Source organism: Pelorhabdus sp. sgz311002, assembly GCF_056134285.1.
Genome location: NZ_JBWBCL010000005.1, coordinates 1 through 13,496 on the forward strand (window position 1 = coordinate 1; position 13,496 = coordinate 13,496).

General features: G+C 43.3%; 15 protein-coding genes, 1 tRNA gene and 1 rRNA gene. All 17 read left to right on the forward strand.

Going from position 1 to position 13,496, the window contains the following annotated elements; all coding sequences use genetic code 11:
* Positions 1-7: 7 nt before the first annotated feature.
* The 17 genes from rrf to tgt all read left to right on the forward strand — a co-directional run bounded on the left by rrf (position 8) and on the right by tgt (position 13,488).
* Positions 8-124: ribosomal RNA gene (gene rrf / locus AC0NJP_RS09250) — 5S ribosomal RNA — on the forward strand.
* A gap of 3 nt (positions 125-127) precedes the next feature.
* Positions 128-203 (forward strand) — tRNA-Asn (locus tag AC0NJP_RS09255).
* A 195-nt stretch (positions 204-398) separates the two neighbouring features.
* On the forward strand, positions 399-647 hold the full coding sequence (locus AC0NJP_RS09260; protein ID WP_474040453.1) for a (2Fe-2S) ferredoxin domain-containing protein: 249 nt from the start codon (positions 399-401) through the stop codon (positions 645-647).
* Positions 644-2,341 carry a [Fe-Fe] hydrogenase large subunit C-terminal domain-containing protein gene (locus tag AC0NJP_RS09265; protein WP_474699628.1) on the forward strand — a complete coding sequence of 566 codons (1,698 nt, stop codon included), beginning with the start codon at positions 644-646 and terminating at the stop codon, positions 2,339-2,341. Before AC0NJP_RS09260 ends, AC0NJP_RS09265 begins: the two co-directional genes overlap by 4 nt.
* Entirely contained in the window at positions 2,341-3,504 is a 1,164-nt protein-coding gene (locus AC0NJP_RS09270) for a SpoIIE family protein phosphatase (RefSeq protein ID WP_474699629.1), read from the forward strand. Before AC0NJP_RS09265 ends, AC0NJP_RS09270 begins: the two co-directional genes overlap by 1 nt.
* A 30-nt stretch (positions 3,505-3,534) precedes the next feature.
* On the forward strand, positions 3,535-3,792 hold the full coding sequence (locus tag AC0NJP_RS09275; protein WP_474699630.1) for an NADH-quinone oxidoreductase subunit NuoE family protein: 258 nt from the start codon (positions 3,535-3,537) through the stop codon (positions 3,790-3,792).
* 13 nt (positions 3,793-3,805) lie between these two features.
* Positions 3,806-5,302, forward strand: a complete 1,497-nt coding sequence (locus tag AC0NJP_RS09280; RefSeq protein WP_474699631.1) for a 4Fe-4S dicluster domain-containing protein — start codon at positions 3,806-3,808, stop codon at positions 5,300-5,302.
* A gap of 219 nt (positions 5,303-5,521) precedes the next feature.
* Positions 5,522-6,262: a YebC/PmpR family DNA-binding transcriptional regulator gene (locus AC0NJP_RS09285; protein ID WP_474699632.1), complete on the forward strand. Its 741-nt coding sequence runs from the start codon at positions 5,522-5,524 to the stop codon at positions 6,260-6,262.
* Between the two features lie 87 nt (positions 6,263-6,349).
* Positions 6,350-6,922 carry a BofC C-terminal domain-containing protein gene (locus AC0NJP_RS09290; protein WP_474040447.1) on the forward strand — a complete coding sequence of 191 codons (573 nt, stop codon included), beginning with the start codon at positions 6,350-6,352 and terminating at the stop codon, positions 6,920-6,922.
* Positions 6,923-7,028: 106 nt separating this feature from the next.
* The gene (ruvC, locus tag AC0NJP_RS09295) at positions 7,029-7,526 is read left to right on the forward strand and encodes a crossover junction endodeoxyribonuclease RuvC (protein WP_474040446.1); all 498 of its coding nucleotides are present in this window, start codon (positions 7,029-7,031) and stop codon (positions 7,524-7,526) included.
* A complete protein-coding gene (ruvA, locus tag AC0NJP_RS09300) occupies positions 7,523-8,119 on the forward strand; it encodes a Holliday junction branch migration protein RuvA (protein WP_474699633.1) in 597 nt (198 codons plus the stop codon). The genes ruvC and ruvA overlap by 4 nt, the downstream gene beginning before the upstream one ends.
* A 2-nt stretch (positions 8,120-8,121) precedes the next feature.
* The gene (ruvB, locus tag AC0NJP_RS09305) at positions 8,122-9,144 is read left to right on the forward strand and encodes a Holliday junction branch migration DNA helicase RuvB (protein WP_474699634.1); all 1,023 of its coding nucleotides are present in this window, start codon (positions 8,122-8,124) and stop codon (positions 9,142-9,144) included.
* A 13-nt stretch (positions 9,145-9,157) separates the two neighbouring features.
* Positions 9,158-9,721, forward strand: coding sequence for an epoxyqueuosine reductase QueH (locus tag AC0NJP_RS09310; protein WP_474699635.1), 564 nt, complete (start codon positions 9,158-9,160; stop codon positions 9,719-9,721).
* The gene (locus AC0NJP_RS09315; protein WP_474699636.1) at positions 9,718-9,948 is read left to right on the forward strand and encodes a DUF2905 domain-containing protein; all 231 of its coding nucleotides are present in this window, start codon (positions 9,718-9,720) and stop codon (positions 9,946-9,948) included. The genes AC0NJP_RS09310 and AC0NJP_RS09315 overlap by 4 nt, the downstream gene beginning before the upstream one ends.
* Before the next feature lie 10 nt (positions 9,949-9,958).
* On the forward strand, positions 9,959-11,323 hold the full coding sequence (locus AC0NJP_RS09320; protein WP_474699637.1) for a SpoIID/LytB domain-containing protein: 1,365 nt from the start codon (positions 9,959-9,961) through the stop codon (positions 11,321-11,323).
* Between the two features lie 14 nt (positions 11,324-11,337).
* Positions 11,338-12,357, forward strand: a complete 1,020-nt coding sequence (queA, locus tag AC0NJP_RS09325) for a tRNA preQ1(34) S-adenosylmethionine ribosyltransferase-isomerase QueA (protein ID WP_474040440.1) — start codon at positions 11,338-11,340, stop codon at positions 12,355-12,357.
* An 18-nt stretch (positions 12,358-12,375) separates the two neighbouring features.
* Entirely contained in the window at positions 12,376-13,488 is a 1,113-nt protein-coding gene (gene tgt, locus AC0NJP_RS09330) for a tRNA guanosine(34) transglycosylase Tgt (RefSeq protein ID WP_474040439.1), read from the forward strand.
* Positions 13,489-13,496 lie beyond the last annotated feature (8 nt).

Consider the following 13,496-nt stretch of genomic DNA (forward strand, 5'->3'; position numbering starts at 1 on the left):
GACAAAATTCAGTGACGATAGCTATGGGGTTCCACCTGTTCCCATCCCGAACACAGAAGTTAAGCCCATATACGTCGAAAGTACTTGGCTGGCGACGGCCTGGGAGGATAGATAGTTGCTGATTTATTCCTTGATAGCTCAGTTGGTAGAGCAATCGGCTGTTAACCGATCGGTCGTAGGTTCGAGTCCTACTCAAGGAGCCAAATTTCCAAGATCAACTGTGATACGCAGTTGATCTTTTTTTGTAAAATAAGTCTTACTTTTGTCCTTAAATACAAGACCTAAAATGCTAGGCTGACTTCTTAGAAATACTTGTTGCTTAAATTTTTCTTTTTATGTACAATAGGTATGAAAAGAAGCAAAGAGTGAAATTATTCACGTTTGCTGGAGGGAGTATTATGGTTCGAGTCGAGATTTGTATTGGCAGTGCCTGCCATTTAAGGGGAGCCAATAAAGTGCTGCAAGCCTTAAAGAACTTGATGGAGAAACATGGTATTGCACATGAAGTAGATGTGAGAGGACACTTTTGCGAAGGACGTTGTACGGAAGGCGTTATACTAAAGATTAACGGAGAATTAATTACTAATGTGAGACCTGATAAGGTACAGCAATTGTTTCATGAGAAGATTCTCGGAGGTGCAAAATGACTCTGATAACAACAGAGCAGGTCAATTGTCAGGATTGCCATCGGTGTGTTCGTTCTTGCCCGGTTAAAGCGATTGGAATTGAAAAGAGTCATGCAAAAGTTTGGGATGAACGATGTATTTCCTGTGGACGCTGTGTTGTAGAATGTCCACAACAAGCTAAACAGGTAGAAAATCAGGTTGATGCTATAAAAAAAGCGTTGCACAACGGTGAGTATATGGTTCTCTCCTTAGCACCTTCTTTTGTGGCTGCATTTCCTGAATACTCATTGGAACAGTTGCTCTTGCGCCTTCATGCTCTAGGGTTTAGTGTGATTGAGGAAGCTTCTATTGGGGCCGAAATTGTATCAAACCACTATAGTAAACTATTAGAAAAGGCTACAAAACCGGTTATTTCAGCTTGTTGTCCGGTGATTGTGAATATGATTACCCATTATCATCCTTCACTAGTAGACTGTCTGGCTCCAGTTGTTTCCCCTATGGTTGCCCATGGGCTGCTTTTACAACAAAAATATGGACCTAAGGCACAGATTGTCTTTGCAGGTCCCTGTATTGCTAAATTGGAGGAACAAAAGGAGAGTAAGGCCATTCACTATGCTCTTACGTTTGTGCAACTGAAAGAATGGCTTTCAGAAGTAAAAGCAGGTGCTTTATTTTCTGATAAACCAGTCGAGTTGAATGGGCTTGCTTACGAAAAGGCGCGTTATTTTCCTTTATCAGGCGGTATTTTAAAATCTTTCCTTACTCACGATGAAATGGATTTAGAAATCCTCTCGATAGATGGAGTGCAGCAGTGTAGTGAAGCTTTTAAAGCGATGGAGGCAGGCGAAATTGCGCCGCGCTTTGTCGAAGCTCTTGCCTGTCGCGGCGGTTGTATTAATGGTCCTGCCAGTGGTACTACTCTTAGTCTTGCTGCGCGAAAAGCAAGGGTAGTTGAATATGCGAAAAAAGGATCTAGGCAGCATATTATTTATGAAGAACAGCTCTATGATTTTACAAGAAAGCATAAAGCAAGGCCGATTATCCAGAAAATGCCCGATTCTTATGAGATCAAGAAAATTTTGCAGCAAACAGGTAAATATTCGCGACGTGATGAAAAAAACTGTGGCGCTTGTGGCTATAATTCCTGTCGTGATAAAGCGATTGCTGTGTATCAAGGAATGGCTGAAGTGGAAATGTGCGTGCCCTATATGCGAGCTAAGGCCGAGTCTTTCGCCAATATTATTGTAGACAATTCACTTCATGGCATTTTAGTCATGAATGAGAACTGTGTTTTACAACAATGGAATCCTGCGGCGGAAGAATTATTTGGCACCTTGATCCCCCTAGCCGTTGGGTTGAACCTTGCCACTGTGATGGATTGTAGTGCTTTCCAGGAAGCTTGGCATACGGCAAATAAGATCATGGCAAGACGGATTGAGTACGCTCATTTGGCTCTTGTAACGGAACAGATGATTCTACCTGTACCCAAACATGGTCTAATTATTGCTATCATCAGCGATGTTTCCGTAGCGGAACGAAAACAGCAAGAATTGGCTGATTTACGAGAAGATACAGTACAAAAAGCAAGTGAGATTATTAAAAAACAGATGCATGTCGCCCAAGAAATTGCCGGACTGTTGGGCGAAACCACAGCAGAAACCAAGGGAGCTTTACTGGAGTTGATCGATGTGTTAAAAGCGAAGGGGGAAAGGTAATGCAGTCCCTTTATGCTGAAGTCGCTGTTCATCAGTTAGCGAAAGAAGGCGAAGAACTTTGCGGCGACCGCGTGGAGATTGTACGGACGCCAGACTCGACGATTATCGTTTTATCGGATGGATTGGGAAGTGGGGTCAAGGCTAATATTTTGGCAACGATGACCACAAAAATTGCTGCTTCCTTGTTAAAGCGGGGCATTGCGTTAGATGAAGTTGTCGATACCATAACGGAAACTTTACCTGTTTGTAAAGTCCGAAAAATTGCTTATTCTACGCTGCATATTATTGAGATTCACGCCAGCGGTGAGACGACGGTTATTGAATTTGACTCGCCACCGACTTTTTTGGTTCGCGGGCGCCATGTCTTACCTTTTCCTACTAAAGAAAGAAGCGTCGGGAATAAAACGATTAAGATAGGCCAGATGCTTTTGACGGAGACTGATGCACTTTTAGTCGTTAGCGATGGTGTTATCCATGCTGGTATTGGGGGACTATTAAGTCTTGGCTGGGGCTGGCAGGGCGTTTGCGACTATGTAAAAGAGCGATTGCAGGAAGATACAGTAGGCGAAGCGGAGCAGTTAACGGCAGAAAGAATCAGTCAATTTGTTATTGATGCCTGCGATGGTTACTATTTAGGTAAACCTGGCGATGATACGACTGTAGTTACAGCTAAATTGCGCTTTCCTAGAGAGCTTGTTTTATTCACAGGACCGCCTGCCAGAGAAAAGGATGATGAAAAGACGGTGCAACGTTTTTTACGCCTGCCTGGCAAAAAAGTGATTTCTGGCGGGACAACGGCAAATATTTTTAGCCGCATTACTTGTCGTCCACTTTCTGTTGATCTTAATTACTATGATTCGGAAGTGCCACCAATTTGTTATATTTCAGATATTGATCTTGTGACAGAAGGTGTGTTAACCTTAAACAGGGTTGTAGAAAAGTTGGCAACAGGTCGTCGTCAGCGGGGAAAAGACGGAGCGACTTTACTTGCCAACCTGCTTTGGGAAGCTGATACAATTACGATTTTAGCAGGAAAAGCAGTAAATCCAGCCCACCAGAACCCGAACTTTCCCGGACATATTCATATCAAGAGTCAAGTTGTAGAAAAGTTAATTGAACAATTAAAAGCAATGGGAAAGCATGTGGTTGTGGAATGGTTGTAAAAGTATTTAATAAGGTAGGAGATGACAAGTATGGCCGATAATAATAAAGTATTGATAGAGATTTGTCTCGGGACTTCTTGCCACCTGTTAGGTGCCGAAGATGTATTAGATGCAGTAAAACGATTGCCCCCAGAAAAACAGGAAAAGATTCAATTGGAAGCTGTAACCTGCTTAAAGAATTGTGGCAAAGGGCCAAATGTAAAAGTCAATGGAATGCTTTTATCTGATGTTACGCCAGAAAAACTTCTTGGTGTAATTGAAGAACATATAAATAAATTAGGGGTCTAAGAGGAGGAGCAGAATGGCTCAAGTAACTGAAGTTGGAAAGATTAGAAGAAAGGTTTTTGCAGAAATTGCAAAATTGACCTATGAAGGAACTCTTTCCGAAAAGGTAGATGAAATTGTTCAAACTGTAGTAACCGAAGATGGTCCGCGCTATCGTTGCTGTGTTCATAAAGAACGGGCTGTGTTGGCTGATCGTATAAAAATAGCTTTAAGTCAGCCTCAAAATGTGGATTTACATGAAGCGGCAAAGCACGCTTTGGCCGGTGAAATGGCTGATCTGCCGATTGTGAATGTTATGCCAGAAGCTTGTGATGGCTGCCCCATAGATAAATTTATTGTTACTGACGCTTGTCGCAATTGCGTAGCTCATAACTGCATTAACAGCTGTCCTAAAAATGCGATTATGGTTGTGCAAAATAGAGCATACATTGACAAAACGAAGTGTGTTGAATGTGGTATGTGCAAACGCTCTTGCCAATATGGTGCGATTATTGAAATCAGTCGTCCTTGTGAACGCGCTTGCGATATTAAGGCGATTAAAGCAGGACACGATCGGAAAGCGGTGATTGATTCCGAAAAATGTGTTAGTTGTGGCGCTTGTAAAATAGCTTGTCCTTTTGGCGCTATTTCGGATCGTTCGATGATTGTTCAAGTCATTGAAAAAATGAAAACGCATAAGGTTGTAGCTATGCTTGCACCCGCTTTTATCGGCCAATTTGGTCCGAAAGTGCGGACTGGGCAAGTCATTGAAGCAATGAAGCAACTCGGCTTTGCTGAAGTTTATGAAGCATCCTTCGGCGCGGATATTGTAGCAATTGAAGAAACGAAAGAGTTTCTTGCTGTGAAAGATGAACAACCATTCCTAACGACATCCTGCTGCCCCGCTTTTGCTGGAATGGTCAAAAAACATATGCCTGATATTGCGAGCAATGTTTCGACAACAGTATCGCCAATGGTTGCGACTGGTCGGGTGATTAAACATGCTGAACCTGATACCATGGTCGTCTTTGTGGGCCCTTGTATTGCGAAAAAGGGCGAGGGACTTGCAAACAGCGAATATATTGATTTTGTTCTGACCTTTGAAGAAGCTGCGGCTATGATGGTTGGTAAAGGCATTAATGTAGCGGAAATGACTGATAGCGAGTACGTGTCGATGGCGTCGCGCGATGGCAATGTTTTTGCTCGGGCTGGCGGAGTTATGCAGGCTGTATTAGGAACTGTCGGTGAACTCGCGCCGGAAACGGAAGTAAAAGGACAGCGCAGTGAAGGTTTAGGCGAGTGCAAAATGACGCTCTTAAAAATGAAAACTGGCAAGCTAGAAGCGAATTTCTTTGAAGGAATGGCTTGTTTAGGCGGTTGCGTCGGCGGACCAGGAACTTTAGCAGATCTTCGCGTAACGACGAAGTTAGTTGATAATTATGCGGCTACATCACCTTTAAAGGTTTCACCGGAAAATCAAAAAGCCGTTGATGAAATTGAAAAATCAATCAGTTTCCACCATCACCACGAGTAACTGCTCATTCTAGTAACTTTGCGGGGAGATTTGTCTATCAGGCAAGTCTCCCTTTTCTTTTAAGGGTAAATTGACAAAGCGGCGGGAAAACCTGTATACTATTTCTTAGACGTTCGAAAATGTGAACCGAGATAAATAAAGTGTAAGTAAATGATCAGGCGGCTTTAGATAGCACGTTTAAAGTTGCCTGCTTAACCATGTCTGAGAGGAGATTTATGCATGTCAGGACATTCTAAATGGGCTAATATTAAACACAAAAAGGGAAGAATGGATGCTCTTCGCGGCAAAATCACGACGAAGATTAGTCGGGAGATTACCGTAGCAGTACGTATGGGTGGAGCTGATCCTACCGGAAATATGCGTTTAAAACTTGTACTGCAAAAGGCGAAAGCAAATAATATTCCGAAAGAAAATATTCAAAGAGCCATCCAAAAAGGGCAAGGCGGTTTAGATGGCGCCAATTATGAAGAAATCGTATATGAAGGCTATGGCCCTGGCGGCGTAGCTGTTATGATTGAGATTGTAACTGATAATCGGAACCGTACAGCGGCTGATATTCGTCACATTTTTTCCAAGAATGGCGGGAATCTAGGCGAAGGCGGCTGTGTCGCCTGGATGTTTAAGCAAAAAGGACTATTTGTAATTGATGCAGCTGGAAAAAGTGAAGAAGATTTAATGATGCTGGTACTTGACGCTGGTGCGGAAGATATAAAAACAGAAGACGAATCATTTGAAATTATTACAACACCAGAAGATTTTGAAGCCGTTCAAAAGGTTTTGGAAGAGAATCAAATTGAATGTGAAGCAGCGGAAATCGCTATGATTCCAGAAACGACAGTGGATTTGCCGGAAGACGACGCAACGAAAATGATGCGGTTGCTTGAAGTTCTGGAAGAACATGATGATGTGCAAAATGTATATTCAAACTTTAATATGCCTGATGATGAGGATGAAGAATAAAGTTTTGCCAGATTTTTTCAGTCTATGTATAAAACAGTAAAAATATGGTTATGACTAAGGCAACGCAAAACAGAAGGAGTGTTTTTGATGTTGCCTTTTTTTCAGTCTCCTAAGCGAAGGTTCTATTTAGGCTTGAGTCTGCTTATTTTTAGTTTTATACTGGCTTTTTCTTTATATATATTTCCCTTATGGCAAAGAGAACAGCAAGATCTTTTCTTTTTGCAGACTGTAAAGCAAGACGGTAAGATCAAGGTTACGGAGAATACGGAGATTACTCAGACCATTCATTATACAAAATGCGGCGATGAGGAAGTATTTCGTACAACGCCGACAGAAAATCTATTGGGAATGAATTATGAGCAAATTGCGAAGATGTATCCGAATTGGACTATTGAGCAATTTGACAGTGATAAAATTATGCTGAGCCTAACGGTAGATAGTTACTGCCGAGAACATGCCAACAATATGTTTATTGGCTTAAATGGGGAGTATGTCGCTGTTTTTTATGGAAAACCCGGCGATAAAGCGATTGTAAAAGAAACGACAAAGATTGCTGCAAGCTCTCTTATGCCGCAAGATGTTGCAGAACTGCAGCAAGGCATTGTTGTACAGACGCGGGAAGAATTGATGCGAACATTAGAAGGGCTTCAATCGCGCTGAGTCAATCGGCAGAAACGGGTTATGGCAACCCGTTTTTTTCTTTTTGGAGGAGCTGTTAGCGGCTTTGTCGAATATATTTTCGCAGGAAAGGGGCGAATGGTAAGAAATGATTACACTTGGCATTGACCCCGGGACCGCTATTTGCGGCTATGGGATTATCGAAATGGTTGGAAATCGCTATAAGGCGATTGCTTATGGCGCAATCCAGACAAGCCCCAAACTAGAACAAGCAGAGCGATTGAAGATTATTTATCATGATTTACAGGAAATTATCCAGACCTACCAGCCTGAGTGTATGGGCGTGGAAATGCTCTTTTTTAATAAAAACGTGACAACGGCCATTACCGTAGGTCAGGCACGGGGCGTTGTTTTGTTAAGTGCGGCACAGCAGAATCTTTCTATTTGCGAATATACGCCGTTGCAAGTAAAACAATCTGTAGTAGGTTATGGCAAAGCGACGAAAGAACAAGTTATTTATATGACGCAAAAATTATTGAATCTGCCGAAAAAGCCACATCCTGATGATGTGGCCGATGCTTTGGCTATTGCGATTTGCACGGCTAATTGTCAAAGCAGCCGCGGCGTATGGGAGAAGCTGTTATGATCGGGTATTTGAAGGGACAGATTTCACATTTATTTACGGACTATTGTTTTATCGATGTGCAAGGGGTAGGGTATCGAGTTTTTATTCCCTTATCAACAAGGCAGAAGCTGTCGGTAGGACTTACTGCTACGCTTTTCACTTCGTTGCAAGTCAGGGAAGATGCTATGTTGCTCTACGGCTTTTTTACACAACCTGAGTATGATTTGTTTCTTCACTTGACGTCTGTTTCTGGTATTGGTCCCAAAGTGGCGCTTAGTGTTTTATCGGTGATGAAACCAGAGGAAGTTCAAGCTGCCATTAGCCAGAAAAATATAGCTTTGCTTACTAAAATTCCCGGAATCGGTAAAAAGACGGCAGAGCGGCTGATCCTAGAATTGAAAGATAAATTAGGCGCTTTAGAAACGGATGAAGAATTATTAGCTGCTGGCGATGAATTGACCGATCGTGATGCCTACAGCGAAGCGTTGGCAGCGTTGGCCGTTCTTGGTTATAGTCATAGTGAAAGTATGGCTGCCTTGAAAAAAATCGCGCCGAAAGGCCTTCCTGTAGGGGAAATGATTAAAGAAGCATTGAAGGAACTTTCCAGGAGGTAACTATGGAAGAACGTATGCTAGGCGGCGGTGAGCAGGAAACTGATAAATGGCAATACAGTTTACGACCGCGTCGCTTGCAGGAATATATTGGACAAGAACAAGTAAAGCAGAATTTAGAAATCTTCATACAGGCAGCGAAAACACGGCAGGAAGCGCTTGACCATGTATTGCTTTACGGTCCGCCGGGGCTTGGTAAAACGACACTGGCCAATATTATAGCTAATGAAATGGACGTCAGCGTGAGAGTAACTTCTGGACCAGCTATTGAACGGCCTGGCGATCTTGCGGCGATTCTAACAAATCTCAGTGAAAACGACGTGTTATTCATTGATGAGATTCATCGTCTTTCCCACTCGGTCGAAGAAATACTCTATTCTGCTATGGAAGATTTTGCCCTTGATATTATTATTGGTAAAGGTCCTAGCGCTCGGTCCATTCGTTTGGATTTACCGCCCTTTACCCTGGTAGGAGCTACGACAAGAGCGGGTGCTCTAGCTTCACCGCTTCGTGACCGTTTCGGCGTAGTGTGCCGCCTTGAATACTATAAGGAAGCAGAACTGACTTATATTGTGGAAAGAGCTTCAGAGGTCCTGGGAATTGGTATAGACAAACAAGGCGCCGTAGAAATTGCCCGACGTTCGCGCGGCACGCCGCGTGTTGCCAATCGACTGTTAAAGCGGGTAAGAGATTTTGCTCAAGTCACTGCTGATGGTGTGATTACCGTGGAAGTTGCTGACTTGGCGTTGCAGCGCTTGGAAGTCGATTCATTAGGTCTTGACAAAACGGACCGGAAAATGCTGCTCACGATTATTGAAAAATTTGGCGGCGGACCTGTAGGCCTTGACACGTTAGCTGCCTCGATTAGTGAAGAGACCGAAACGATCGAAGATGTTTACGAACCTTATTTGATGCAAATCGGGTTTTTAAATCGTACGCCGCGCGGGCGAATTGTGACAGGCGCTGCTTATGAGCATCTGAAGATAGCGAGACCCGCGGAAGCTGCTAAGAAGATTAATTTATGGTAAGAGGTGACTGAGTTTGAAAGTTCTGCTTCATATTTGCTGCGGTCCTTGCTCGATTTATCCGATACATTTTTTACGAGAGCTTGATGAGTTTATTACCGATCAGGCCGATGTAACAGGCTATTTTTATAATCCCAACATACATCCCTATAAAGAATTCAAACGGCGGCTTACCACAGCTCGCGAATATTTGCAGAAAATTAAGCTGAATTTTATCGTTGACGATACCTATGATTTGCCCTTGTTTTTGACAGGGGCTCTTACGGCTGAGCCGAGTCGCTGCCATTTCTGCTATGAAATGCGTCTTAGAAAAGCAGCACAAGTCGCCAAGGAAAAAGGGTTTGACGCCTTTACGACCTCGCTTTTAGTGAGCCCATTTCAAAAGCACGAGTTAATTAAAGAAATCGGTGAAAGAATTGCCGAAGAAGAAGGCCTTTTATTTCACTATATTGATTTTCGGCCCGGGTGGGATCAAGGTGTTGCTGAGAGTCTGGAGCTAGACCTTTATCGTCAGCCTTACTGCGGCTGCATTTTTAGTGAACAGGAGCGTTATCAGAAAAAGAAGAAGGTGAAAGCATGAGCGGCGCCGATTTTTCTTCCATTGGCAAGATGCTGATGGTGGCGGGGGTTATCATGCTGGTAGTTGGCGCTATTCTTACTTTTGGCGGAAAATTTCTGCCGCTGGGGCGTCTGCCTGGCGATATACTGATTCAAAAGGAAAATTCGAGTTTCTTTTTTCCCATTACTACATCAATTGTGCTAAGTATAGTATTGACGGTAATTTTAAATTTGCTGTCAAAAAGGTGAGGATGGTTCGATGAAGCAATATATTTTCTGTCTCGTCACGTTTGTTTTGCTTTTAGGCTGGATCTGTCCTCAGCAGGCTGTTGCAGCAAAAGGTACGGAAGAAAGTGAAATACCTGCAATTCGCGTGGGAATTTGGTCAAATCAACCTAACTTATTAGTCAATACAGATACGGATTTTAACATTATTGATGCCGATACGGCCCAGCGATTAGGACGTTACGGCTCTGGAGACCGAGTTGCTATTGGGATCAAGGACGGGGTAATTACTCTAAATGGAGTCAAGGTCAAGGCAACTAGTTTGGCAATTACTGTCGATGAAGACGCCACGAAACATCCGATCGAAGTGAATCGTAAAAAATATCGCGGAACAATGGAGTTTCATCGAACCCATAATAAATCTGGTTTGACGGCAGTGAATACCTTGTCAGTGGAAGAATATCTTTACGGTGTTGTTCCCAAAGAAATTTCACCGGAATGGAATCGCGAGGTTTTAAAAGCCCAAGCTGTTGCCGCAAGAACGTATGCCATGGCTAATATGCATAAGTTTGCCAGTGATGGCTATGATGTTTGTCCGACAACAGAATGTCAAGTCTATGCCGGTTTAAACAGTGAAGCCGTTCAGACGAATCAAGCCGTTGATGAAACAGCCGGTCTTGTTCTTACGTATCAAGGAAACCCAATTTCGGCTGTTTTTCATTCGAGTTCCGGCGGACGTACGGAAGATAGTGAAGCCGTGTGGGGAACTGTTACGCCTTACTTAAAGAGTGTCATCGATTATGATCAGAAATCGCCGAATTATTCTTGGGAAAAGCGGTTTACGGCAGCACAAGTCGATACAGCCTTGAAACGGGGCGGTTGTCAAATTGGTCATATTCAAGCTTTTGAGTTGTCAATTTTGAAAGAGAAAGCGAAGAGTCCAGTTGGAGAAACCGCTGTTGATAGAGGTATATCAGGACGGTTGAAAGATTTACGATTGATCGGTTCAGCTGGTTCATTAGAGCTTAGCGGCAATAAGTTTCGTTCGCTGTTAAATTTGCCAAGCACGCTGTTTGATATTCAGATCATGGTAGCGAGTCCTGAAAAACTGGAATTTGATATTTCCGGCGATTATGGTTCGGCAACGAAAGAAGTTCCGGCGAAATTACCGATGTTTCCGCAACGAAAAAATCCTGGCGATGGCGAGAATATTCGTCGGCTGTTGAATGATCCGAAAGAAGTGATTGTAATTCGCGGCTACGGCTATGGTCATGGCCTTGGCTTATCACAATGGGGGGCTAAAGCTATGGCCGATAAAGCCCCTGTAAGCGATTCTTTTTATTTTCGTCAAATCCTCAAGCATTACTATCAAGGGGTAGAGATTACTAAGTTTTATTAAAAGGAGACTTTTTCGTGCAGTTATCAGATTTTGATTATGATTTGCCGCTTGAATTGATTGCGCAGCATCCTGTGGAGCCGCGTGATGCATCGCGGCTTTTGGTATTAGACCGAGCGAAGCGCTCGTTAGAGCATAGTCAGTTTGCTGCTTTGCCGCAATATTTTAAATCAGGCGATGTTTTAGTATTTAATGATACGAAAGTTATGCCGGCAAGACTTATGGGGACTAAAGAAGCTACTGGCGCGCATATTGAAGTATTGCTGTTAAAGCGGTGTAGCGGTGATGAATGGGAAGTTCTAGTGAAACCTGGCAAAAAGGCAAAGCCTGGCACGAAGATTGTTTTTAGCGATGAGCTTTGCTGCGAAGTGCTTGAAACCACCGATTTTGGCGGACGTATCGTTCGGTTTGAATATCAAGGAATTTTTGAAGAAATTCTTGATCGCTTAGGGGAAATGCCTCTTCCTCCTTATATTACGGAACGGCTGTCTGATAAAAACAGATATCAAACCGTGTATGCCAAGCAGGAAGGTTCGGCTGCGGCGCCGACAGCGGGGCTTCATTTTACGCCCGCTTTGCTCCAACAGCTCCAACAGCAGGGCGTGGAATGTCTTTTTGTGACCCTCCATGTAGGGTTAGGGACATTTCGACCTGTTAATGTAACCGAAGTAACAGAACATAAAATGCATAGTGAATATTACTCAATTACTGAAGAGACTGCTGCTAAGCTGAACCAAGCGAAAGCAGCAGGACGGCGCGTGTTTGCTGTAGGTACAACAGCTGTTCGCACCTTAGAAACAGCAGCTAAAGATAAAAGGATTACAGCAGGATCTGGCTGGACTGATATTTTTATTTATCCTGGTTATGAATATCAAATGATTGACGGTCTGATTACGAATTTTCATTTGCCAAAATCCACGTTGCTGATGCTTGTGAGTGCCTTAGCAGACCGGGATTTTATTATCGCAGCTTACAAGGAAGCTGTAAAAGAGCGGTATCGTTTTTTTAGCTTTGGCGATGCTATGCTGATTCTTTAAAAAGAGAGGAACAATGAAATGCCAGCAGTAACTTATGAGTTAATTAAAGAGTGCTCGAAGACCGGCGCTAGAGCGGGGAAAATTCATACGCCCCACGGAACTTTTGATACACCAATTTTTATGCCTGTCGGTACGCAGGCTACGGTAAAAAGCATGTCGCCGGAAGAACTGAAGGATATGGGCGCAGGGATTATTTTAAGCAACACCTATCATTTGTTTTTGCGTCCTGGTCACGACCTTGTTGCTGAGGCCGGCGGACTGCATAAGTTCATGAATTGGGATCGCGGTATTTTAACTGACAGTGGCGGTTTCCAGGTATTTAGTTTAGGCGCTTTACGTAAAATTACGGAAGAGGGCGTTCAATTTCGTTCGCATATAGATGGTTCCAAGCGTTTTTTGTCGCCAGAGGTAGCGACCGAAGTTCAGCAAGCCTTAGGTTCTGATATTATTATGGCTTTTGATGAATGTGTGCCTTATCCGGCGGATTTTGCTTATGCAAAAGCTTCCACTGAACGAACAACTCGCTGGGCGAAACGCTGTAAAGAAGCGCTCCACCGCGAGGATCAGTCTTTGTTTGGTATTGTTCAAGGCGGTATGTATAAGGAGCTACGTAAACAAAGCGCCGAAGAATTAGTTGAACTTGATTTTCCCGGCTACGCTCTCGGTGGTCTCAGTGTAGGCGAACCAAAAAGTATGATGTATGAATTGCTTGAATATACAACGCCCTTTTTACCGAAGCATAAACCTCGCTATCTTATGGGCGTGGGAACGCCGGATTGTTTAGTAGAAGGCGTTATGTACGGAATTGATATGTTTGATTGCGTATTTCCAACTCGCGTCGCGCGAAATGGTACGGCTATGACTTGGACAGGGCGACTTGTTGTAAAAAATGCGGAATATGCCCGCGACTTCCGCCCAATTGATGAACATTGCGGCTGTTATGCCTGCCGTAACTTCTCTCGTGCGTATATTCGCCATTTGTTAAAGACTGATGAGATTTTTGGGCTTCGCCTTACTACGACGCATAATCTTTATTTTTTAATTGACTTTATGCGGCAAATGCGTCAGGCAATTATTGAAGACCGTTTTGTTGCCTTTCGCGATCACTTTTGGCAGATTTATCAAGCCTAATAGAGGAG